The organism is Leptospira semungkisensis (assembly GCF_004770055.1).
Classification (GTDB): domain Bacteria; phylum Spirochaetota; class Leptospiria; order Leptospirales; family Leptospiraceae; genus Leptospira_B; species Leptospira_B semungkisensis.
The window spans coordinates 1,371,482-1,392,765 of sequence record NZ_RQEP01000005.1; the positions used below are offsets into that span (position 1 = coordinate 1,371,482).

Annotated in this window: 35 protein-coding genes; 33 read left to right on the forward strand and 2 right to left on the reverse strand. The window is 44.6% G+C overall.

The window, feature by feature from the left end; genetic code table 11:
• Positions 1-63: 63 nt before the first annotated feature.
• The 33 genes from EHO59_RS06535 (at position 64) to rplQ (ending at position 18,450) form a co-directional block, all read left to right on the forward strand.
• Positions 64-483, forward strand: a complete 420-nt coding sequence (locus tag EHO59_RS06535) for a DUF1761 domain-containing protein (protein WP_135585904.1) — start codon at positions 64-66, stop codon at positions 481-483.
• Positions 484-716: 233 nt separating this feature from the next.
• Positions 717-2,594: an elongation factor G-like protein gene (locus tag EHO59_RS06540; protein WP_135585906.1), complete on the forward strand. Its 1,878-nt coding sequence runs from the start codon at positions 717-719 to the stop codon at positions 2,592-2,594.
• 51 nt (positions 2,595-2,645) lie between these two features.
• On the forward strand, positions 2,646-3,851 hold the full coding sequence (tuf, locus tag EHO59_RS06545) for an elongation factor Tu (protein WP_135585908.1): 1,206 nt from the start codon (positions 2,646-2,648) through the stop codon (positions 3,849-3,851).
• 10 nt (positions 3,852-3,861) lie between these two features.
• Positions 3,862-4,170 carry a 30S ribosomal protein S10 gene (rpsJ, locus tag EHO59_RS06550; protein WP_008593919.1) on the forward strand — a complete coding sequence of 103 codons (309 nt, stop codon included), beginning with the start codon at positions 3,862-3,864 and terminating at the stop codon, positions 4,168-4,170.
• Positions 4,171-4,181: 11 nt separating this feature from the next.
• On the forward strand, positions 4,182-4,802 hold the full coding sequence (gene rplC / locus EHO59_RS06555; RefSeq protein ID WP_135585910.1) for a 50S ribosomal protein L3: 621 nt from the start codon (positions 4,182-4,184) through the stop codon (positions 4,800-4,802).
• Positions 4,803-4,816: 14 nt separating this feature from the next.
• A complete protein-coding gene (gene rplD / locus EHO59_RS06560; RefSeq protein ID WP_135585912.1) occupies positions 4,817-5,452 on the forward strand; it encodes a 50S ribosomal protein L4 in 636 nt (211 codons plus the stop codon).
• Positions 5,449-5,757, forward strand: coding sequence for a 50S ribosomal protein L23 (locus tag EHO59_RS06565; protein ID WP_135585914.1), 309 nt, complete (start codon positions 5,449-5,451; stop codon positions 5,755-5,757). Before rplD ends, EHO59_RS06565 begins: the two co-directional genes overlap by 4 nt.
• 3 nt (positions 5,758-5,760) lie before the next feature.
• Positions 5,761-6,600 carry a 50S ribosomal protein L2 gene (gene rplB, locus EHO59_RS06570; protein WP_135585916.1) on the forward strand — a complete coding sequence of 280 codons (840 nt, stop codon included), beginning with the start codon at positions 5,761-5,763 and terminating at the stop codon, positions 6,598-6,600.
• 2 nt (positions 6,601-6,602) lie between these two features.
• Positions 6,603-6,884 carry a 30S ribosomal protein S19 gene (gene rpsS, locus EHO59_RS06575; RefSeq protein WP_135585918.1) on the forward strand — a complete coding sequence of 94 codons (282 nt, stop codon included), beginning with the start codon at positions 6,603-6,605 and terminating at the stop codon, positions 6,882-6,884.
• Entirely contained in the window at positions 6,884-7,216 is a 333-nt protein-coding gene (gene rplV / locus EHO59_RS06580) for a 50S ribosomal protein L22 (RefSeq protein ID WP_135585920.1), read from the forward strand. The genes rpsS and rplV overlap by 1 nt, the downstream gene beginning before the upstream one ends.
• An 11-nt stretch (positions 7,217-7,227) precedes the next feature.
• Positions 7,228-7,905: a 30S ribosomal protein S3 gene (gene rpsC, locus EHO59_RS06585; protein WP_100769635.1), complete on the forward strand. Its 678-nt coding sequence runs from the start codon at positions 7,228-7,230 to the stop codon at positions 7,903-7,905.
• Between the two features lie 30 nt (positions 7,906-7,935).
• Positions 7,936-8,349, forward strand: coding sequence for a 50S ribosomal protein L16 (gene rplP, locus EHO59_RS06590; protein ID WP_135585922.1), 414 nt, complete (start codon positions 7,936-7,938; stop codon positions 8,347-8,349).
• On the forward strand, positions 8,346-8,648 hold the full coding sequence (gene rpmC, locus EHO59_RS06595; protein WP_135585924.1) for a 50S ribosomal protein L29: 303 nt from the start codon (positions 8,346-8,348) through the stop codon (positions 8,646-8,648). Before rplP ends, rpmC begins: the two co-directional genes overlap by 4 nt.
• Positions 8,649-8,650: 2 nt before the next feature.
• Positions 8,651-8,920 carry a 30S ribosomal protein S17 gene (gene rpsQ / locus EHO59_RS06600; RefSeq protein WP_135585926.1) on the forward strand — a complete coding sequence of 90 codons (270 nt, stop codon included), beginning with the start codon at positions 8,651-8,653 and terminating at the stop codon, positions 8,918-8,920.
• A gap of 1 nt (position 8,921) precedes the next feature.
• Positions 8,922-9,314 (forward strand): 50S ribosomal protein L14, encoded by a 393-nt coding sequence (gene rplN, locus EHO59_RS06605; protein WP_008596038.1) that lies wholly within the window; start codon positions 8,922-8,924, stop codon positions 9,312-9,314.
• Positions 9,314-9,667 (forward strand): 50S ribosomal protein L24, encoded by a 354-nt coding sequence (gene rplX, locus EHO59_RS06610; RefSeq protein WP_135585929.1) that lies wholly within the window; start codon positions 9,314-9,316, stop codon positions 9,665-9,667. The genes rplN and rplX overlap by 1 nt, the downstream gene beginning before the upstream one ends.
• Positions 9,668-9,670: 3 nt before the next feature.
• Positions 9,671-10,219 (forward strand): 50S ribosomal protein L5, encoded by a 549-nt coding sequence (gene rplE, locus EHO59_RS06615; RefSeq protein WP_135585931.1) that lies wholly within the window; start codon positions 9,671-9,673, stop codon positions 10,217-10,219.
• Between the two features lie 13 nt (positions 10,220-10,232).
• Positions 10,233-10,418 (forward strand): type Z 30S ribosomal protein S14, encoded by a 186-nt coding sequence (locus EHO59_RS06620; protein ID WP_010513640.1) that lies wholly within the window; start codon positions 10,233-10,235, stop codon positions 10,416-10,418.
• Positions 10,419-10,436: 18 nt separating this feature from the next.
• A complete protein-coding gene (gene rpsH, locus EHO59_RS06625) occupies positions 10,437-10,835 on the forward strand; it encodes a 30S ribosomal protein S8 (protein WP_135585933.1) in 399 nt (132 codons plus the stop codon).
• 30 nt (positions 10,836-10,865) lie between these two features.
• On the forward strand, positions 10,866-11,405 hold the full coding sequence (gene rplF, locus EHO59_RS06630) for a 50S ribosomal protein L6 (RefSeq protein ID WP_135585935.1): 540 nt from the start codon (positions 10,866-10,868) through the stop codon (positions 11,403-11,405).
• 3 nt (positions 11,406-11,408) lie between these two features.
• Complete coding sequence (gene rplR, locus EHO59_RS06635; protein ID WP_135585937.1) at positions 11,409-11,771, forward strand: 50S ribosomal protein L18; 363 nt, start codon at positions 11,409-11,411, stop codon at positions 11,769-11,771.
• A gap of 2 nt (positions 11,772-11,773) precedes the next feature.
• Positions 11,774-12,289, forward strand: a complete 516-nt coding sequence (rpsE, locus tag EHO59_RS06640; protein ID WP_135585939.1) for a 30S ribosomal protein S5 — start codon at positions 11,774-11,776, stop codon at positions 12,287-12,289.
• Between the two features lie 4 nt (positions 12,290-12,293).
• Entirely contained in the window at positions 12,294-12,473 is a 180-nt protein-coding gene (gene rpmD / locus EHO59_RS06645) for a 50S ribosomal protein L30 (protein WP_135585941.1), read from the forward strand.
• Between the two features lie 11 nt (positions 12,474-12,484).
• Positions 12,485-13,009: a 50S ribosomal protein L15 gene (gene rplO / locus EHO59_RS06650; RefSeq protein ID WP_135585943.1), complete on the forward strand. Its 525-nt coding sequence runs from the start codon at positions 12,485-12,487 to the stop codon at positions 13,007-13,009.
• Between the two features lie 127 nt (positions 13,010-13,136).
• The gene (gene secY / locus EHO59_RS06655) at positions 13,137-14,519 is read left to right on the forward strand and encodes a preprotein translocase subunit SecY (protein ID WP_135585945.1); all 1,383 of its coding nucleotides are present in this window, start codon (positions 13,137-13,139) and stop codon (positions 14,517-14,519) included.
• Between the two features lie 4 nt (positions 14,520-14,523).
• Positions 14,524-15,087: an adenylate kinase gene (locus tag EHO59_RS06660; RefSeq protein ID WP_135585947.1), complete on the forward strand. Its 564-nt coding sequence runs from the start codon at positions 14,524-14,526 to the stop codon at positions 15,085-15,087.
• Position 15,088: 1 nt separating this feature from the next.
• The gene (infA, locus tag EHO59_RS06665; protein ID WP_008595303.1) at positions 15,089-15,307 is read left to right on the forward strand and encodes a translation initiation factor IF-1; all 219 of its coding nucleotides are present in this window, start codon (positions 15,089-15,091) and stop codon (positions 15,305-15,307) included.
• Positions 15,308-15,316: 9 nt separating this feature from the next.
• Positions 15,317-15,430 (forward strand): 50S ribosomal protein L36, encoded by a 114-nt coding sequence (gene rpmJ / locus EHO59_RS06670; protein WP_008594142.1) that lies wholly within the window; start codon positions 15,317-15,319, stop codon positions 15,428-15,430.
• A gap of 2 nt (positions 15,431-15,432) precedes the next feature.
• A complete protein-coding gene (gene rpsM / locus EHO59_RS06675) occupies positions 15,433-15,810 on the forward strand; it encodes a 30S ribosomal protein S13 (protein WP_135585949.1) in 378 nt (125 codons plus the stop codon).
• Between the two features lie 2 nt (positions 15,811-15,812).
• The gene (gene rpsK / locus EHO59_RS06680) at positions 15,813-16,220 is read left to right on the forward strand and encodes a 30S ribosomal protein S11 (RefSeq protein WP_016547062.1); all 408 of its coding nucleotides are present in this window, start codon (positions 15,813-15,815) and stop codon (positions 16,218-16,220) included.
• A 12-nt stretch (positions 16,221-16,232) separates the two neighbouring features.
• Positions 16,233-16,856, forward strand: coding sequence for a 30S ribosomal protein S4 (rpsD, locus tag EHO59_RS06685; RefSeq protein ID WP_135585951.1), 624 nt, complete (start codon positions 16,233-16,235; stop codon positions 16,854-16,856).
• Positions 16,857-16,877: 21 nt separating this feature from the next.
• Complete coding sequence (locus EHO59_RS06690) at positions 16,878-17,855, forward strand: DNA-directed RNA polymerase subunit alpha (protein WP_135585953.1); 978 nt, start codon at positions 16,878-16,880, stop codon at positions 17,853-17,855.
• 1 nt (position 17,856) lies between these two features.
• The gene (rplQ, locus tag EHO59_RS06695; protein WP_135585955.1) at positions 17,857-18,450 is read left to right on the forward strand and encodes a 50S ribosomal protein L17; all 594 of its coding nucleotides are present in this window, start codon (positions 17,857-17,859) and stop codon (positions 18,448-18,450) included.
• Positions 18,451-18,553: 103 nt separating this feature from the next.
• Here rplQ and EHO59_RS06700 read toward each other — a convergent pair whose 3' ends face one another.
• Entirely contained in the window at positions 18,554-19,078 is a 525-nt protein-coding gene (locus EHO59_RS06700) for a hypothetical protein (protein WP_135585957.1), read from the reverse strand.
• A gap of 119 nt (positions 19,079-19,197) precedes the next feature.
• Positions 19,198-21,183, reverse strand: coding sequence for a PP2C family protein-serine/threonine phosphatase (locus EHO59_RS06705; protein WP_135585959.1), 1,986 nt, complete (start codon positions 21,181-21,183; stop codon positions 19,198-19,200).
• Positions 21,184-21,284 lie beyond the last annotated feature (101 nt).

Here is a 21,284-nt window from a genome sequence, read left to right on the forward strand (position 1 = left end):
ATGTTAATCAAATGATCCGTCGGCCAGGATATTGGTCGGCGGAAAAATCTACTGGATAATAGTATGTTACCTATCAATTTAATTTCAGTTTTGCTGGCTACACTTGCCGCTATGGTTTTAGGGTTTCTTTTGCACGGACCCATTCTGGGTAAGGCTTGGATGAGGCTCGCGAATATCGTGCCCACGGGAAATGAAAAGTTCTCGGATATGCTCCCGAACCTGTTTTGGAACCTAGTTGCGAACTTCGTGACTGCATACGTACTTGCTGTCGTATATTTATTCGCGTCCTCTTCTCCTTATTTAACCGGTAGCGACATTTGGAAAGGAGTGATCTGCGGCATTTGGGTCTGGTTAGGTTTCATCGTGACCTCGACCTCTATGGAAGTGATCTGGATGGGCAGAAAGCGTGCGCTTTGGTTGTTCGAATGTGGATGTTCCCTTCTTGTCATGGCAGTGATGGGTGCGATCATCGCCGGCTATTAAGAATACTTGCGAAGTCCAGACTTATTAGGGACTTCTTCTCGGATTTTCGAGTGGCAATCTGAGGTCATTCAGAAGAGTTCCCACATAAATCTCGGATGAAATTCCTGATTGTAGAAATTTTGATTTTGTGGTAAGGGTGTCGCGTACCACCGCACCGGCCCCCACCCTAAGTAGGGTGGGGAGAAAAAACTTTGCCTCCTAACCCCTCGCCGCAAACCTAAGCGCAATCCACCATGTCCCTTCCTCATTTAAACCCTGGAATCTTCGCGCATATAGACGCAGGAAAAACCACTCTTCTAGAAAGGATTCTTTTCGAGACGGGAAAGATCAGTGCTCCCGGAAGGATAGAAGAAGGGACCACTGAGTCCGATTATCTTGCTGAGGAGATAGAGAGAGGGATTTCCATACAATCCACAGTGGCCTGTATTCCTTATCCAAACTCGGAGAAGGCAAGGCTGCTTTTACAATTCGTGGATAATCCTGGGCATTTGGATTTTCAATCTCAGGCAAATGCGTCCTTGCTCGTAAGCGATTTTGGGCTTGTGCTGATAGACACATTCGAGGGACTCAAATCTCAGACCTTCCAAAACGTGGAAGCGCTTCGAAAATCAGGAAAACCAATATTATTTTTTCTGAATAAACTGGATCGGCCTGGCGCGGATATACTCACCTCTCTCGTGGATCTTGAGGTGGCTTTAGGAAAGGAACCGGTCCTTCTGTTTAGAGAAGACGGCAGCATTCCCATCTTACAGAAAGAAGGACAAGAAGGGGAGTTCTTGCCTTTGATCGAATGGGATCCTGAACTTTCCGAAGAATATCTAAAGGACCATTCTCTTCTTCCGGAGCTTGCTCTTCAGGGATTGCTAAAGGGTTTCTGGTCCGGAAATTTATTCCCTGTGCTCGGCGGTTCCGCACTGCAAGGTAAGGGAGTTCATGAGCTTCTCACTCTTCTTGAAATATTAGCAAAAGGAAAGAAGCCGGCTTCTTCTCAAAGCAAGGAAGGGATCGCAATCGTATTCAAAAGAGAAGTTCATCCGGATCTGGGCAAGCTTCTTCATTTCCAAGCGTTGGCGCCCATAAAAACAGGGGATTCTATCTTTTTTGGAGAAACAGAATATAAAATCCAGAACCTCTATCGAATTTCCGCAAGAGACTATGAAGAAACAACCAAGGTGGAGGCTGGAGAATTACTCGCCACCGATTCCTTCTTCTTTCCTAGGCCCGGAGATCTTCTTACAAGACATAATATACCAAAAGCCAGCTTATTGTCTCCTATCAGAAGACAGTTCCAGATCCTACTCGAACCGGAGAAGGGCGAAGATAGAGAAGAACTCTGGAGAGCACTACAAGATTTGGCCTGGCTCGATGAATCGGTTGCCGTGGATATTCTCTCAGAAACGGGGCAGTTTCGTCTATCGGGCACCGGAGAATTGCATTTAGAGATCTCACTCTCACGCTTAAAGGAGAGTTTTCTAAAAAGCTTTCAAACAAGTGGAATCAAGGTTGCAAGATTCGCTCTATGGAAAAATTTGGTTCAAAAGGTCGCATTTCAGCATACCGCGTTCGATCATAAAATCTCGAGCGGACAGGTGCTCGCGTCCTTGGAAAGCTCTCACAGCTTTTCTAAGGGAGTGCGGTTTAATGTTCAGCTACCCAGTTCAGTTGAAGAAGCGATCACTTCCGCATTTGATGAAGTGATGGCGAGGGGAAAAGATGGAGAAGAAGTTCTCGGTCTTTCCATGATCATCGAATCCTACGAATCTCCTCCGGGAGCAAACGTGGATGAACTGTCTTCTTTGATCAAAGTAGCTGTCATCAAGGGTTTAAAAGACATAATTCCGGATTATTCGGAACTCATTGGTCCTCGATCCGAGTTAGAGATACTTACACCTGATCTTTATCTCGGAGATATCTTGGCAAGTTTGGCCAAGAGAGATGCGAGGATTCGTAAGGTCACTTCGGTGACTGATGGACGCCAATTGATCCAAGCAAGCGCTGCGACGCAAAACTTGCTTGGCTTTAGCGGTGTCCTTAGAAATATGGCTCAGGGAAGGGGCGTCCTATCTTTGGACTCCCTTTTTGACTTTGATAACCATTCTGTATTGTTTTAAGAAACCGACCCGTATTCGGGTTTGTTAATAAAGTAAGGAGTTTAAAACGCTATGGCTAAGGAGAAATTCGACAGGTCCAAACCGCACTTGAATGTTGGTACGATCGGACACGTTGACCATGGAAAAACCACGCTAACGGCAGCAATCACCACTACGCTTGCAAAAGTATTGGGTGGAAAAAACAAAGCCGTAGCATACGACCAAATTGATAACGCGCCTGAAGAAAAGGCTCGTGGTATCACCATCGCTACTTCTCACCAAGAGTATGAGACTGCGAACCGTCACTACGCACACGTTGACTGCCCAGGTCACGCTGACTATGTTAAGAACATGATCACCGGTGCGGCTCAGATGGACGCAGCGATCCTAGTTGTTTCTGCAACTGATGGACCAATGCCTCAAACTAAAGAGCATATCCTACTCGCACGTCAGGTTGGTGTTCCTTATATCATCGTATTCATCAACAAAGCTGATATGCTTGCTGCTGACGAGCGCGAGGAAATGATTCAAATGGTCGAGATGGACGTTCGCGATCTTTTGAACAAATACAATTTCCCTGGCGACGACACCCCTATTGTTTACGGATCCGCTTTGAAAGCTCTTGAAGGCGATGAGTCTGAGTTAGGAGCTCCTTCTGTAGTGAAACTAATGGAAGCTCTGGACACTTACGTTCCAAATCCTGAGCGTATTATTGACAAACCTTTCCTAATGCCAGTAGAGGACGTGTTCTCTATCACTGGTCGTGGAACTGTTGCAACTGGAAGAGTAGAGCAAGGAACTTTGAAAATCAACGACGAAGTTGAAATCGTTGGTGTTCGTCCTACTACTAAGACTGTTGTTACCGGAATTGAAATGTTCCGTAAACTTTTAGATTCTGCACAAGCTGGAGACAATATCGGTGCTCTTCTTCGCGGAACTAAGAAAGAAGACATCGAGAGAGGACAGGTTCTTGCTAAGCCAGGATCAATCACTCCTCACAGAAAGTTCAACGCGGAAGTTTACGTTCTTACCAAAGACGAAGGTGGACGTCACACTCCATTCTTCAATAACTACCGTCCACAGTTCTATTTTAGAACTACCGACATCACTGGCGTCTGTAACCTACCTAACGGTATGGAAATGGTAATGCCTGGTGACAACGTTACTATGAGCATCGAGTTGATTCACCCGATCGCTATGGACAAAGGTCTTAAATTCGCGATCCGCGAAGGTGGAAAGACTATCGGTTCTGGCGTAGTGGCTGAGATCACCGAGTAAGAGAAAGGGAATGGCTGGCCAAAAGATCAGAGTAAAGCTTAAAGCTTTCGATCATAAGTTGATCGACCAATCAACTTACGAGATCGTTGCGACTGCCAAAAGGACCGGAGCTACTGTCTCCGGTCCGATTCCTCTTCCAACGAAGAAGGAAATATACACAGTCCTCCGTTCTCCACACGTAAATAAAAAATCAAGAGAGCAGTTTGAGATGAAAACTCACAAACGGCTTATCGACATCCTAGACACCAACGAGGATACGGTAGAAGCATTAATGAAATTGCAACTACCAGCCGGTGTGTCCGTGGATATTAAATCCTAAGGGAAGAAGAAATGGCAAAGGGATTAATCGGTAAAAAGATAGGGATGTCCCAAATCTTCGACGAACAAGGAAATATCATTCCTGTAACCGTCTTAGAAGTAGGTCCCTGCGCAGTTTCCCAAGTCAAGTCCGTATCTACGGACGGTTACGACGCGATTCAATTGGCTTTTCAGGACGATAAAGAAAAACACCTGACCAAGGCTGAAACCAGCCATTTGGCAAAAGCCGGGCTGAAACCTAAAAGAGTGTTGAAGGAATTTCGTAATTTCGGCGATCAGCCGGCGGCTGGATCCGAGTTAAAGGCGCAAGACGTCTTCACGGTTTCTGACGTAGTAAAAGTTACGGGAACTAGCAAAGGAAAAGGCTTCCAAGGTGTTATCAAAAGATACGGACACCATGGTGGACCAGGAGCTCACGGCTCTCGTTTCCATAGACACCCTGGATCCATGGGATCCAACACTACTCCAGGTAGAGTGTTCAAAGGTCGCAAGCTGCCAGGACGTACCGGTTTCGATACAAAGACGGTATTGAATCTAAAAGTAGTTCGTATCCACGAAGCTGAGAATTTGGTTTTTGTAAGCGGTTCCGTTCCAGGACCTGCAAACTCCATCATAACTATTGAGAAGATATAAAGTCCGGTAGAGTCATGAAAGCACAGAAGTACTCAAAAGAAGGAAAACTGCTCTCGGAAATCGAACTTCCTGCAGCGTTGTTCGAATCCAAGTATAGCAGTGGCGCGATTTACGACGCCATCAAGGCGGAGAACGCGAACCTCCGTTCCGGGAATCATCATACGAAGACCCGTTCCGAAGTATCGGGCGGTGGTAAGAAGCCATGGTCCCAAAAGGGAACTGGTCGCGCTCGCCAAGGTTCCATCCGCGCTCCTCACTGGGTGGGCGGTGGTACCGTTCACGGACCTCGCAAGAGAGATTATTCGTACAATGTTTCTCCGAAAGTAAAACGCAGAGCGGTTTTATCCGTATTGAACAAAAAGGCGCAAGACGCTGTCATCAAAGTAGTTGAGGATCTGGATCCGAAAGAATTCAGCACTAAGGCTTTCGCGACTCTATTCAATAATATCGGATTAAAGAACACTGGAGTGATCGGATTTTTGGTAGGAGGAGAGAACGAAGTACTGAAGAAGTCGGTTCGCAACATTCCTACTGTAAAATACATCAACTCTAAACGTATCGCGGTTCGTGATATTCTCTATAATAGAAATCTGGTGATCACCGAAGCAGCTTTGGGAGAAATTCTTAAGCATTACGGAGAAAGCAAATGAACCTGAACGAAGTAATTTTATCTCCGATCATCACTGAGAAGTCTCAAGATCTTGAGACTATCGGCGAAAAGACCGGTAAAAGAACCGTAAAATATACTGTGGAAATTCATCCTAGAGCGAACAAGACTCTGGTGAAGGAAGCTTTCCGCAAAATTTATAATGTAACTCCTTCTTCTGTAAACATTCAAGTTTACCGTGGAAAGGTGAAAAGATTCCGTCATTTGCCTGCTCCGAAAGCACATTGGAAAAAAGCCATCGTGACTTTCCAAGACGGAGCGAGCATCGACTTCGGAAAGGAAGCATAAGAAATGGGAATTAAAAAGTTTAAACCCGTTACTTCCGCCAGCCGTTTCAAATCGGTTCTTACTTTTGATGAGATCACCGAAACAGAGCCGTATCGCCCTTTAACTATCAGCTTAAACTACAAAGCTGGTCGCGGAGAAGGTGGTAAGATCGCAGTTCGTAGAAAAGGCGGAAGAGTAAAACGTAAATATCGTATCATCGACTTCAAACGCCGCAAAGTAGGGATTACCGCTACAGTAAAAACTGTAGAATACGATCCATACCGTTCAGCGTTTATTTCTCTCGTTAGTTATTCTGACGGAGAATACGCTTATATCCTAAATGCAGAGGGCATGAAAGTTGGAGACAAAGTTTCCAACGGAGAAGCCGCTGAAATCAAAGTTGGAAACGCACTTCCACTCGGAAAAATTCCTCCAGGCACTAACGTGCATAACGTGGAATTGAAAATTGGAAGAGGCGGGCAAATCGCAAGAACTGCAGGATCCTTCGCTACTATCGCAGGTAGAGACGGAGAGTATGTTCTTCTCAAGCTTCCAAGCTCTGAGGTTCGTAAAGTTCACCAGAACTGCTACGCTACCGTTGGGATTTGCAGTAATAAAGATCATAACCTGGTTTCTATCGGTAAAGCCGGAAGAAACAGATGGTTAGGAAAGCGCCCGAAAGTCAGAGGGGTCGTGATGAACCCTGTGGATCACCCGCATGGTGGTGGTGAGGGTCGTACTTCCGGAGGTCGTCACCCAGTGACTCCTTGGGGTATTCCTACCAAAGGTTACAAGACTCGTCGTAGGGCTAAACCTTCCGACAAGTTCATCATCCAGAAGAGAAAGGGAAATAGGAGCAGGTAATCATCATGAGATCCTCTAAAAAAGGTCCGTTCATCGACAGTCACCTCATGAGCAAGGTGATCAAACTGAACTCTGAAAATCAAAAGAAACCCTTCAAGACCTGGTCTCGTAGAAGTACGATTTTCCCGGACATGATCGGTCACACCATCATGGTTCATAACGGGAACAAGTTCATTCCGGTTTACATCAATGACAATATGGTTGGTCACAAGTTGGGAGAATTCGCTCCTACTCGTACTTACCGTGGTCACGGAAATACGGATAAGAAGGCGGCGAAAAAATAATGGAAGCCGTAGCGATAGCAAGATTCATCAGAATGTCTCCTCGTAAACTTCGTCTCGTCGCTGATGAGATCCGCGGTTACGAAGTAGCAGAAGCTCTGGACATTCTTAAATATACGAACAAGAGAGCGATTGAGCCTATCTTCAAACTGATCAAGTCTGCTTCTGCAAATGCGGTCGTGAAAAGTGAGAGTGCCGATCCTGGAAAAATGTTCATCAAGAAAATCCTCGTGGACGAAGGCCCAATTCTAAAACGCTTCCGTCCTCGTGCTCGCGGTAGAGCTGCAAGGATTCGTAAGAGAACCAGCCACGTAACCGTGGTAATCTCGGATTAATAGGGGAAATCATGGGACAGAAAGTTAACCCAATCGGACTTCGTATCGGGATCACTCGCGGATGGGATTCCATCTGGTTCTCGCAAGCGGATTACAAAAAGAATCTGCACGAAGACATTAGAATTCGCAGATTTATCCAAGGCCGTTTCAAAGAAGCTGGCGTAGTGAAAGTCGTAGTTGAGCGTTTCCCAGAGAAGATCAATGTAAACCTTCATACTGCTAAGCCAGGTGTTGTGATCGGTAAGAACGGTGCGAATATCGAAGCCGTTAAAAAAGTTCTTAAAACTATGACTGAGAAGCCTCTTAATCTTAACATTATCGAAGTTAAGAAGCCTGAGACTATCGCTCAGTGTATCGCAGAATCTATCGCGATCCAAATCCAAGAGCGTCAACCGTTCCGTCGTGTAATGAAGCAAGAGCTTCGTCGTGCGATGAGAGGTGGAGTAGAAGGGATCAAAATCCTAATCTCCGGACGTTTGAATGGAGCGGATATGGCTCGTCGCGAAGGTTATAGAGAAGGAAGAATTCCTCTTCATACCCTAAGAGCGAAAATCGATTTAGGATTCCGCGAAGCTAGCACTACTTTCGGACAGATTGGAGTGAAAGTTTGGACCTATACCGGTGACTTTATTAACAATAAAGAAGAATCCGAAGAAGATAAATACGCCGTTAAGAGAAGGACCAACTGATCGTCTTTGATGATCCACAGGTAAAAAACGATGTTATCACCTAAAAGAGTTAAGTTCAGAAAGAGACAAAGGGGTAGACTGAAAGGAACCGACGAACGTGGTTCTAAAGTTTCCTTCGGTGAGTTCGGTCTTAAGGCCGTTACTTCCGGTCGCTTGACTGCAAGACAGATAGAAGCAGCAAGGATCACCATCAACCGCCAAGTAAAAAGAGGCGGGAAATTGTGGATCAGGATTTTTCCTCATCTTCCTATTACCAAGAAACCTGCGGAAACTCGTATGGGTAAAGGTAAAGGAAACCCAGAGTTTTGGATCGCTGAGATCAGACCTGGTCGCGTTCTGTTCGAAATGAGCGGAATCGATGAGGCAACTGCTAAGAAAGCATTGGATCTGGCAGCTTATAAACTTCCTGTCCAAACCGAATTCGTGAAGAGGTCTGCACTGTGAAAAAGATCAAACTCGCAGAATTGAAAGACGCTGAGATTTTAGCGCAGTTAGAAGACGCTCATAAGATTATCCGTACGGCTCGCTTCCAATATGGAGTAGCTCGTTCTTTGGAAAATCCTAAGATCATCGCTAACGCTAAGAGAAAGATCGCTCGCCTTCTCACCATTCAAAAAAACAGAGAGTTGGCGGCAAAACCGGGATCCACTAAGACCAAGCGTTATTCTAGAGCTACTCGCAAAGCTCAAGCTTTGGCGAAAGTAAACGCTAACGCTAAGAAAGCTGCGAAGGCTAAGAACTGATTATGGAAACTGCAAAGAAGCATATAAAGAAATCCCTTCTTAGCGAAGGTAGAGTCGTAAGCACCGCTATGGATAAAACCTTAGTGATGATCGTGGAAACACGCAAGACTCACCCTAAGTTCAAGAAGATCGTTCGTAGAACCGTTAAAATGAAGGTTCATGACGAAAGAAATGAATGCCAAGTAGGAGACAAGATCCTCGCGATTGAAACTCGCCCTCTGTCTCGTGAAAAGCGTCACCGTCTATTTAAGATCGTAGAAAAGGCAAAGTAAGATGATCCAGCAGGAAACCATCCTCCAAGTCGCCGACAACTCCGGAATTAAAAGAGTTATGTGTATCAAGGTCCTCGGAGGCTCTAAGAAACGTTACGCTTCCGTAGGAGACGAGATCATCGTCGCCGTTAAAGATGCACAGCCCGCTTACGGGTTGAAAGACTCCACGGGGAAGAAGGTCCATAACAAGGCCGTTCAACGCGCAGTAGTCGTTAGAACTAAGAAAGAGATTCGTCGTCCAGACGGTTCTTATATCAGATTCGATGATAACGCAGTAGCAATCATCGATGATAAGGGAAATCCGAAAGGAACTCGTATCTTTGGGCCAGTAGCTCGCGAACTTCGCGATAAGAAATACGCAAAAATTATCTCCCTAGCGCCGGAGGTTCTATAATGTCCAAGCTGACGTATCGGGGATCCGAATATACAAAATTCAAATCCGTTCGTTTGCACAAAGATGACGAAGTTATCGTTATCGCAGGCAAAGAGAAAGGAAAGAAAGGCAAGATCTTAGTAATCGATAAGAAGAGAGATCGTGTCGTAGTCGAAGGACTCAATAAACGTAAACGTTTCTTAAGACCTACTCAGGAAAATCCGCAAGGTGGCGTAGTAGAAGTAGAAGCTCCTATGCATATTTCCAACGTAATGTTTTACGACTCCAAGAAGAAGAAGGGAGTTCGCTTGGGATACCAAGAGAATAAAGGTAAAAAAGTCCGTGTTTCAAAAGCGGACGGGAAAGAGATCTAAGCCATGGCAGCAAGACTGAGGGAAAAATACGGGAAGGAAATTGTTCCCGCTCTTCAAAAACAATATAGCTTCAAGTCCATTATGCAGGTTCCCCGCCTAGAAAAAATCGTTCTAAACGTGGGAATGGGCGAGGCTCATACCAACCCTAAGGCTCTCGAAGCAGCTGTGGAAGAATTAGGTTTAATCACCGGACAACGCCCGGTTAAAACAAAGGCGAAGAAATCCATTGCAGGATTCAAACTCCGCGAGGGAATGAGCCTCGGAACCACAGTTACTTTGCGTGGGAACTATATGTATGAGTTCCTGGATCGCTTAGTGAACGTGGCTCTTCCAAGGGTGCGTGACTTTAAGGGAGTTTCCGAAAAAGGTTTCGACGGACGCGGAAACTACAACTTCAGCATCAAAGAACAAATCATTTTCCCAGAGATCAAAGTGGATAAGATCAACACTCTCTACGGGATGAACCTGACCTTCGTAACGAACACCAAGGTGGACGCAGAAGCTTATAGCCTTCTCGCTGCTTTCGGTATGCCGTTCCGGAACCTGAGATAAGGAGCCCGTAATCATGGCTAAGACCTCTTTAATCGAAAGACATAAGAAAAAAAAGAAATTCAAAGTACGGGTTCACAACCGTTGCCCTCTCTGCGGACGCCCTCGCGGTTACCTAAGAAGATTTGACATGTGCAGAATTTGCTTCCGGAAGCTTGCTAGCCAAGCACAGATCCCGGGAGTAGTTAAGGCATCTTGGTAAGGGAGGAGGATATATAATATGAGTTTATCTGATCCAATAGGTGATATGCTGACCCGCATTCGTAACGCTGGTCGTGCGAAACATGAAAGTTGTGTGATTCCAGGAAGTAAGATCAAACGTTCTATTCTGGAATTATTAAAAGAAGAAGGATTCATCAACGGCTATGAGCCGGTGACTAATGGAAGTTTCGAAGATTTCAAAGTAGCTTTGAAATACGATGTAACCAAAAAACCAGTGATCCGCGAGTTAGTTCGCGTGTCCAAGCCTGGTCGTAGGGTTTACATGAAAAGTGAAGAGATCCGCCCATACAAAAACAATATGGGAACTATGATCCTCTCTACTTCCAAAGGAATTATGACCGGCAAAAAAGCTCGGAAATTACGCGTAGGAGGAGAGGTGATCTGCAAACTCTCTTAAGAGTAGTTTAAGGAAAACTTATAAAGACCTATGTCCAGGATTGGAAAAGCAGAGATCAAACTTCCGGATAAAGTGGAAGTAAAACAGGACAGCACCGTAATCAAAGTGAAAGGTCCTCTAGGCGAGTTACAAACTCCTATTTTTGCGGGAATCTCTCTGAAAAACGAGGGTGGAACCGTAAAATTAGAAAGATCTAGCGAAGAGCAAAACGTTGTAGCTCTTCATGGATTGACCCGCGCTCTTCTTATGAATAGCGTAAAGGGTGTTACCGCCGGTTGGGAAAAGAATCTGGAGATCACAGGGGTTGGTTATCGTGCGGCAAAACGCGGTGAAGACTTAGTGATGAACTTAGGATTCTCCCACGAGGTTGTGTATAAGACTCCGAAAGGGATCAAGATCGAAGTAATCGAGCAAGTAAAGATCAAGATTACTGGGATCGACAAACAACTCGTAGGACAAGTTGCAGCGGATATTCGCTCCAAGAAGCCTCCTGAGCCTTACAAAGGTAAAGGAATTAAGTACAACGACGAATTCATTAAGAGAAAGGCCGGAAAAACCGGTAAGAAGTAGGCCATGATTAATAAACTGAAAAAAATCGCAGCCAAAAACAGGAGAGCGGAACGTTCTCGATTCAAACTGAGACAGTTTGGAGAGCGTCCAAGATTGGTTTTCAACAAATCAAATCGTTATCTTTCCTGCCAAATCGTAGATGATTCTAAAGGAATTACTCTGGTTGCTGCTTCTACCCTAGAAGAAACTTTCTCAGGTAAAAGCCGTAAAGACAAAGAAGCTGCTAAGGCTTTGGGAAAAGCGATCGGAGAAAGAGCCGCTTCTAAAGGCGTTAAAGTGGTTATGTTGGATCGTTCCGGAATGATCTACCACGGAAGGATTGCCGCTTTCGCGGACGCAGCTAGAGAAGCTGGATTGGAGTTCTAATAATGGCATACGAACAAGAACAAGAACAAAAAGAGTTTAACGAGAAGGTCGTAAAGATCGATCGCGTTGCCAAGGTGGTAAAAGGGGGACGTCGTTTCTCCTTCAACGCTCTAACCGTGGTTGGAGACGCCAAGGGTAAAGTAGGAATCGGATTCGGTAAAGCGAATGAGGTTCCTGATGCGATCCGTAAATCTATCGAGTCTGCTAAGAAGAATCTCGTTAAGATCCAATTTAGAGGTCATACCATTCCTCACGAAGTGATCGGAAAGTTCAAATCAGCAAGAGTGATTTTGAAACCGTCCACTGCGGGAACTGGGATCATCGCCGGAGGATCTGTCCGTTCTGTTGTGGAAAAAGTAGGGATCCAAGATATTCTCAGTAAATCCTGGGGTTCTTCGAATCCAGTGAATATCGTAAAGGCGACTCTGGACGCTCTCCAGCAGTTAGAGACTCCTGTTCTTGCAGCTCGCAAGAGAGGAATTACCCTCGCTCGCCTCTTCGGAAACGACGTAGGATAAGAACATGGAAACCGTAATCGTTACTCAGATCAAAAGTAATATCGGAATCAAGAAAGGCCAGAAATTGACTCTGGCTGCTTTGGGGCTCCGCAAGACCGGGCAACAAAGAAAGCATACTCTTACCCCTCAGGTGCAAGGAATGATCAATGACGTTCAACACCTGGTTCGAGTGGATAAGGCCTAAGGAAAGGGAAGATGGCTAAAGAAAGAATTAAAACTGCTCTCGCATTCGGAAAAGAGCGCGCAGAAAAGGGTAACAAGCCTGCAGAAAACATTATCCCTGTTCCTGCTGGTTCTACTAAGAACAAAAAGCGCCTTGGTCGCGGTATCGGTTCTAAGACCGGTAAGACCGGAGGTCGTGGTTCCAAAGGGCAATATGCTCGTAATACCGTTCGCAGAGGTTTCGAAGGTGGTCAGATGCCCATCCACAGAAGACTTCCTAAGCGCGGTTTTACTTCTATTTTTCACAAGGACTTCTTCCCAATCAACCTGAGAGACCTTGAGAAAAGCGGATTGACCGGCAACATAGATGCCAAAATTATGGTTGAATCGAAGATTCTTGATAACGAGAGCACTCTTTTCAAGATTTTAGGTACCGGGGAAATCACTAAAGCCATTCATATCGTGGCAGACGGCTTTTCCGCTTCCGCTAAAGAGAAAATAGAGAAAGCGGGCGGTTCCGTCAAACTTCGTTCCGAAATTGCTTCCAAAGAGGCATAAACGGATCGTTTAGCCTTTGTTTGGTTGAATCGATTTTGTGTTAGCAGGAGGGACTCAAATGTTGGGTCCCTTTTGCCCGAAAAAGGCCTTAGGGCCGTTAGGAAATAAGGACAGAGAATAAAGCCGCATGCTGACTTCGATTGCAAATATCTTCAAAATTCCAGAGTTAAGAAACAAGGTTTTCTTCACTCTTGGCATGCTTTTGCTTTTCCGTCTTGGAACTCATATTACCATCCCCGGTATCGATCCCAAGGTAGTTTCTGCAATCGCTCTGGATGCTAACGCTGCCGAAGGACTTGTCGGAATGTTCGACATGTTTGCCGGTGGAGCTCTTCTGAACTTCTCCATCTTCGCATTGGGGATCATGCCTTATATCTCTTCTTCCATCATCATGCAGTTAGTCATGGTGCTTGTTCCTTCTTTGCAAAAACTGCAAAAAGAAGGAGAAGAAGGTCGTAAGAAGATCGGACAGTACACTAAATACGGAACTATTCTTCTTTGCGGAGTTCAGTCTTTGGCTGTGATCCGTTTAGCTCAACGTTGGTCTTACGGAGCGGACAATACTCCTGCTCTTCACCCGGGACTCATCCACTCTTCTGTAGAGTCTTGGTTCTTCTTTATTGCATTACTTTCTATTACTACCGGGACCGTTCTTTTGATCTGGCTCGGAGAGCAAATCACTGAGAGAGGGATCGGTAACGGTATTTCTCTTTTGATCTTTGCTGGTATCGTAGGACGTCTTCCAGTTTCCGTGGCTCAATTGTTCCGCGAGAATTTCGTAGACGGACTGAACATTATCATCCTTCTTCTCTTATTCATTCTTTTGATCTCCTTGACTGTTCTTTTGACCCAAGGAGTTCGCAAGGTGCCTCTGCAATACGGAAAGCAGATGGTCGGAAGAAGAATGGTCCAAGCCAAGTCTCAGAGCATTCCTTTCAAAGTGAACGGTGCGAGCGTAATGCCGATCATCTTCGCTTCTTCTCTGTTGCTTTTCCCGCAAACTATCATTCAACAGATTGCGGAGCTTCCGAACTGGGCGGGCTGGGTTGTTCTATTAGATTATTTGAATCCTTTCTCTCAGATTTGGTATCACGCAGCTTTCTACTTCTTCGTGTATATCGCTCTTATCGTATTCTTCGCATATTTCTATACTGCGATCCAATTCAATCCGACTGAGCTTGCTGAAAATCTTCGTAAATACAACGGATTCATTCCGGGTATTCGCCCAGGTTCTCACACTAAGGAATACATCGAGAAAGTGTTGAATAGGATTACTCTTCCTGGTGCGGTTTTCTTGGCTGGGTTGGCGTTAGCTCCTTATATCATTATTCGCTTCTTGGATCTCGGAACCAACTCTGGTGGCGGATCCTTGGTTTATACTTTCGGTGGTACCTCTCTTTTGATCATGGTAGGGGTAGCTCTGGAAACTCTGAAGCAATTAGAATCCCAACTTCTAATGAGAAACTATGATGGTTTCTTGAAAAAATCCAAGATCAAGGGAAGGTCTTAAGAAAATGAATTCTATCATTTTCATGGGGCCACCGGGTGCTGGAAAAGGTACCCAAGCTAAGATTCTTTGCGATACATTGGGTATCCCTCAGATCTCTACGGGAGATATTCTTCGCGCAGCAGTGAAGAATGGAACTGCAATGGGATTAGAAGCGAAGAAATTCATGGATGCCGGAGATTTAGTTCCGGATTCAGTAGTGATCGGCATTATCAAAGATCGTCTCGTCGAACCGGATTGCAAGAACGGATTCCTCTTGGATGGATTTCCAAGAACCGTAGAGCAAGCTGACGCGTTAGACAAAATCCTTAACGGAGAAGGCGTTAAGATTAAGAGAGCGATCAATTTAGAAGTTCCGGATGCGGAGCTTCTTCAGCGTTTGCTGAAACGCGCGGAGATCGAAGGACGTTCCGACGACAATGAGACTACCATCAAGAGTCGTTTGGAAACGTATAACAAAAAGACTCTTCCGCTATTGGACTATTATTCTGCAAAAGGAAATCTCTCTCGTGTAAACGGAGTAGGGAACCTGGAGCAAGTCACAGAACTCATAAAGAAGGAGTTAGCTTAACTTGGCAAAAGAAGATGCAATCACCGTGGACGGTACCGTTCTGGAACCTCTTCCAAACGCAATGTTCCGCGTTGAGCTGGAAAACGGGCATAAGGTTTTAGCTCATATTTCCGGCAAAATGAGAATGCATTATATCCGAATTCTTCCGGGAGACAAAGTCACCGTGGAGCTTTCTCCTTATGATTTGACCAAGGGTAGAATTACCTACCGCAAAAAATAGGACAACGTTATGAAAGTAAGAACATCCGTTAAAAAAATCTGCACTAGCTGCAAAGTTATCAGAAGAAAAGGTGTGATCAGAGTGATCTGCACCAACCCTAAACACAAGCAAAGGCAAGCATAATCATGGCTCGTATCGCAGGTATCGATCTTCCTAGAGAAAAAAGAATCGTAGTCGGTCTGACCTATATTTATGGGGTCGGCCGATCCACTTCTCGCAAACTTCTCGCGAAAGCAGGAGTTCCTGAAGCGGTGAGAGTAAAGGATCTTTCCGATACTCAAGAAGCTGCTATCAGAAAGGCGATTGAAGAAAGCATCAAGGTGGAAGGAGATCTTCGCTCCGAAAACCAATTGAACATCAAGAGATTGATGGATATCGGATGCTACCGAGGCCTGCGTCATAGAAAGGGTCTTCCAGTTCGTGGTCAAAGAACTAGAACCAATGCCCGCACTCGTAAGGGTGTTAAGAAGACCGTTGCCAATAAGAAGAAGGTGACTAAGTAATCATGGCAGAAGATAAGAAAGGCAAAAAAGAGAAAAAAGTTAAGAAGAAGGAAAAGAAGGTCGTTCCTCGCGGAAAGGTCTATATCACCGCTTCTTTTAACAACACGATTATCACAATCACCGACCTTGCGGGAAATACCTTAGCATGGTCTACTGCGGGAGCTATGGGATTCCGCGGATCTAAAAAGTCCACTCCGTATGCTGCTCAGATCGCAGCAGGAAACGCTGCCGAGAAGGCAATTGATTCCACAGGACTTGCAGAAGTAGATGTTCTCGTTTCCGGTCCTGGTATCGGACGTGAATCTGCGATCCGTTCCCTGGTAGCACGCGGACTTTCCATTAAAATGATCAAGGACGTTACTCCTTTACCGCATAACGGCTGTCGTCCCCGTAAGAGAAGAAGGGTTTAAGGTAGGAATAATATGGCAAGATATAGAGGACCTGTCGTTAAACTAATGAGGAGAGAGGGAGTTAACCTCTACCTCAAATCCAGTTTTACTTTTAATAGGGATAAGTTCCACAAAAAGGGACCTCCTGGAATGCAGCCTAAACGGAAACCGAAAATTTCCGAGTACGGATCTCAGCTTCGTGAAAAACAAAAGCTGAAAAGAGCGTACGGTCTGTTAGAGAAACAATTCCGTAGCTTGTACGAAGAAGCTTCTCACGCTCACGGTGTAACCGGTGAGATCCTTCTTCAACTTCTGGAAAGAAGATTGGATAACGTCGTGTATCGCCTCGGTTTCGCGGTGACAAGACGTCAAGCTAGGAACTTCATCGCTCACAATCATATCCTAGTGAACGGAGACAAAGTGGATATTCCATCTTTCCGTTTGAAAGTAGGCGATAAGATCGAGATCAAACCTAAATTCAGGACTTCTGGATTCATCACTCAGAACATCCAGTTGGCTCAGTCTTTGAACAATATTCCTTCTTGGTTGTCTTCCGACTTCATTCAGTTCTCGGGAGAAATTCTGTCTTTGCCGGAACGTCATCATATCGACATTCCAGTAAAAGAGCAGGTGATCGTGGAGTTGTACTCCAAGTAATTTATTGGGAAGGGTTTTCCAGTGTCTCTAAAAAGCTTACTCAAAGGATTTAAACGTCCCAAAAAGATCGAATTTACGACCGAAGCGAATACTCCGAATTACGGAAAATTCGTAGCGGAACCTTTCGAGCGCGGTTTTGCAACCACGATCGGAAACTCTCTTCGTAGAACTCTTATGTCATCCATCGAAGGCGCGGCTATTTCCGCGATCCGTATCGAAGGAGTGAATCATGAGTTCTCTTATATCGAAGGAGTTGCTGAGGACGTTACTCGTATCATTCTAAACCTCAAACAAGTTCGTATTAAATACGAGCCTGAGGACAAGGACCAAAGCAAAGTCATTCACCTTGAATTGAAAGGTGCTGGTTATTTTAGAGCCGGAGACCTTGCAGTTGATTCTTCTATCGAGATCATGAATCCGGATCTTCATATCGCAACTTTGAACGAAGATGCGAATCTGGTCCTGGATCTCGAGATCCAAAGAGGAAGAGGATACGTTCCTGCAGAAGATAAGAAGAAAGATATCGAAGTTTTAGGAACTATTCCTATCGATTCTATCTTCTCTCCTGTTCAAAAAGTCATTTTCGAGATCTCCGAGACCCGCGTGGCTCAAAGATCTGACTACGAGAAACTGACTTTAGAAGTTTGGACAGACGGATCCATTTCTCCTGAGGACGCGGTTGCGCAAGCGGCTAAGATCCTGAAAGAGCACCTCACGGTATTCATTAACTTTGAAGAAGAACTAGAGGAAGAAGAAGACGAGTTAGATGAAGCTGACGAGAAATTGAAAGCTTCTCTTTCCAAGCACGTGGAAGAGCTAGAGCTTTCTGTTCGTTCCTTGAACGTTCTTCGCAGTTTGGAAATCGATTTCGTTGGAGACCTTGTTAAGAGATCCGAAGAAGAGATGTCCAAATCTAAACATTATAGCGAGCAAGGCCTCGCAGAACTGAAGTCCAAACTTGCTGGTTTGGGTCTTTCGTTCGGAATGAGAGATTTCTAATATGAATAAGAGAAATAAAGTAAAACATCTCAACCGCGAAAAAGGCCATAGAGATGCGTTGATCAATAACATGATCACCAGCCTTTTCAAGTATGAGAGAATCGAGTCCACTCAAGCTAAATTGAAAGTGGTTCGTTCTCACGCGGAAAAGATCATCACCAGAGCAAAAAGAAATTTGGCGACTGATATCGCTCCAGCTGTTGCTCTTCATAACAAACGCGAAGTTTTGAAAAGAGTTAAGGATCGTAATATCGTGACTAAACTTTTCGAAGATATCGCTGTTCGTTACGCAAGCATCAACGGTGGATATACTCGTATTTTGAAGAAGGTAAATCGTCCTTCTGATAATTCTGAAGTCGGGATTCTGGAATTAACCACCAGAAAAGATCGTCCTACTCTCTTGAAAGAAATCCAAGATAAGAGAGAAGCGGTTTCCGATTCTAAGAAAGCTAAGTCTGCGGCTCCAGCTCCGGAGAAAAAAGAAAAGGCTCCTAAAAAAGTAGCCGCTCCAAAAGCGAAGCCGGTTAAGAAAGCAGTAGCTGCTCCTAAAAAACCAGCTAAGAAGAAGACTGCAGCGAAACCTAAGAAAAAATAATATAAATTCCCCTTAGAGATGGGTGAATATGGGCCCCGATGTTGGAAACAGCATCGGGGTTTTTTATTTGTAGGTTTATTTCGAGTTACTACGTTAGTTGCGCTTAGCTTACTCTTTCTATGCCGGTGCGAAGATAAGCTAATCCTATTAGGGAAAGAATTACTAAGACCGGTACAGTGATCATGAAATTGCCAGGTCCTTCGTGAGTGAAAAGTACAAAGATTCTCTGTTCTTTTGTTTCTGGTGCAACCAATGCTTCTCGTTTGAAGCCTATCGAGACTAACTGTTCTAATAACGGACTTGCGATCTCTCGGAATGCACCGGAAGGTCGCTCTGAGGGAGGACATTTTGGTTCGTCTTCATAACCAACTAATACGACTGCCTTTCCATCAGTAAGAGAGATATAGGAAAACGTCTTCTCCGTATACGCATACCTACAATGCCATTCTCCATCAGTCAAACGAATCCAAGGATTTTCCTCGGACTTCATGATTGCTTCGCTGATGGTCATATCTACCGGTGTGGTTGGCCAGTGCATCCAACGTAAACCAGTCCAAACTGCGTAGGCACCGAAGCCTAGGAATATAGATAGCCCCATCGCGAACTTTACCCAATTGATTCGAAACATAGAAAGAATTTCCCAACGTATATAGAAAGTAAGATCATGCTTTCGTTAGCGAAAACATTGAAATGTATCTGCAGCTATCTTTTGGAGGTGGTCAAGAAATAATTTAGGAAGGGAATATCTTAAAATCCTTTGGCTTTCAAATATTCATCCAATTTTTCTACAAGAGCGCTCTCTCCATCTATCTCTTTTGCTTTTTCAAGAACGGAGCGGGCATCCTCGAATTTATTCAACAATCTATAATTATCCGAGAGATTGATCAGGTTGGCGAGTCGATGAGGTTGTGTTTTACGAACATTCTCTGCGGCTTCTGCTGCGCGCTTGAAGTCTTTCAGATGTTTATAACAAAGAGATAATAGAAACCAAATGTTCTGAGATCCTGGATCCAAGTTCAAATAACGTTCTAGCCATTTGGATGCCTTGGCATATTCTTTTTTATCGTAGTAGATTTGGCCTAATAGTCTTGCGGATTCTTTAAAGTTAGGTGCAAGGCTCCAAGATGTTTCTAATAGTTCGGTTGCGATTGCAAATTCTTTATTAGAAAGATATTGTTTTGCTTCATTGTATTTTTCGATTGCGTGTGTATATTTGGGATGCTCCGGATCTATGACTTCTTTGTATCCGATACGTATCAAAGAAAGGTCATCAGCGATCGCACCTACTGAGTGCAATTTGTCTGCGATTTTGTCTAGATCTGCTTCCGATTCTTCTACAATTCTAACGAATAGATTTTCGTCTTCGTTCATTCTCCAGTGAGAACCATCGTTGGAGATATTGATATCGTCCCTTCCATCGGATCCTAAAAAGATCACATCACCAGGCTGTAGAAGAGATTCGTGAACTTTTAGATTTGCTCCGAAAGGAGAACCAAGTTTCCAAGAAGAAAGTTCGGGTGCTAAGAAGGAAGCAGTCCCGTCTCTAAATAATACGGGCCAAGGATGTTCCGCGTTTAAGATCAGTATTCTTCCCGTTTTATCATTCACTAAGCCGAAGATAGCGGATGCCATCATTGTTCCATCGAAGGTGCGAAAGATATCGTCCAACTCTCTATGAGTTTGGAGCATCCAAGCTTCAGGAGTAATGTCAATTACCCTTCCATGACTTGCAGAACGTGTCATGATATTGTTCACTGCCGTCCCGAGTACGATCGCTCCTCCCGCGCCCTGCAGAGATTTGCCCATCGCGTCTCCATTTAAGAAGAAGGTCCATTTTGTTTTCTCATTCCCGAAGAGAAGGTTCCCGCTAATACAGATATCTCCTCCAAGCTCCGACTCTCGGTTCTTGAAGGTGAACTTCTTCTTTTGTTCTATATAGAATAAGGTGCTAACATCTTGAGAAGTATTCCAGTTCGTAGTTAAAGGTTTACTCAATAAGGAAGTTAGATAATAATCTCCGTCTTGTTGCACCTTGAGAGCCTGGATCTCTTCCATTCTCTTGGTGACTTCTATCGTTCTTTCGTCGACTTTCTGTTCTAGTGTGTTGGCGTATTCTTCCTCTACCGCGCCTATCTTGCGGAAGATCAAAATCACACTTTGAGTGATATAGGATACCACCGCTAAAAAGACCAGTTTTAAGGACTGTTCCGAAATGGAGGCGTATCCCGGAGAAATAACCTTGAGTTCATCCTCAGTGAATTCAACTCCTCTGAAGATTGTATTTAGGATCACGAGTCCTTGTCCAACTACGCTGAATATTCCGGAAAGCTTTGCGACTGTAGGAGATAATAGTAATACTGAATACACGATGAAGATCATGTTGATTGCATATAGAATGATCTGGCGGATGACTCCAGAAGCCATGTTCCTATCAGTCCAGGAAGCGACGAACATGACTATTGATAAGATGGTAATGTCCGCCAATACGGAAACTTTGCCGACCATAGCCGGTATCTTTCCATATTTCTTATTACAATAATGGTTATAGTAAGCGTAACCAAGCATCGAGCCTGTTCCAATCAAATACGCTGCATTTTGAACTGCCGAACTCTGGGTCCAAGCGGCAGCGAGGGAAAGCAGGAATAATCCTGCTAAACCGAATCGAATCCGATTGATCGTCAGTGGACCGGAGGCTATAATTCTCTCCGTGATGAGTTCTTTTTTTTCTTCCATCCCTTATCCGGCCTCTTTTGGAAATCGCCCTATATTATAGTATTTGGATTAGTGAATATATTTTCGAACCTATCATCCACAAATTTTTTACTAAATTGGAA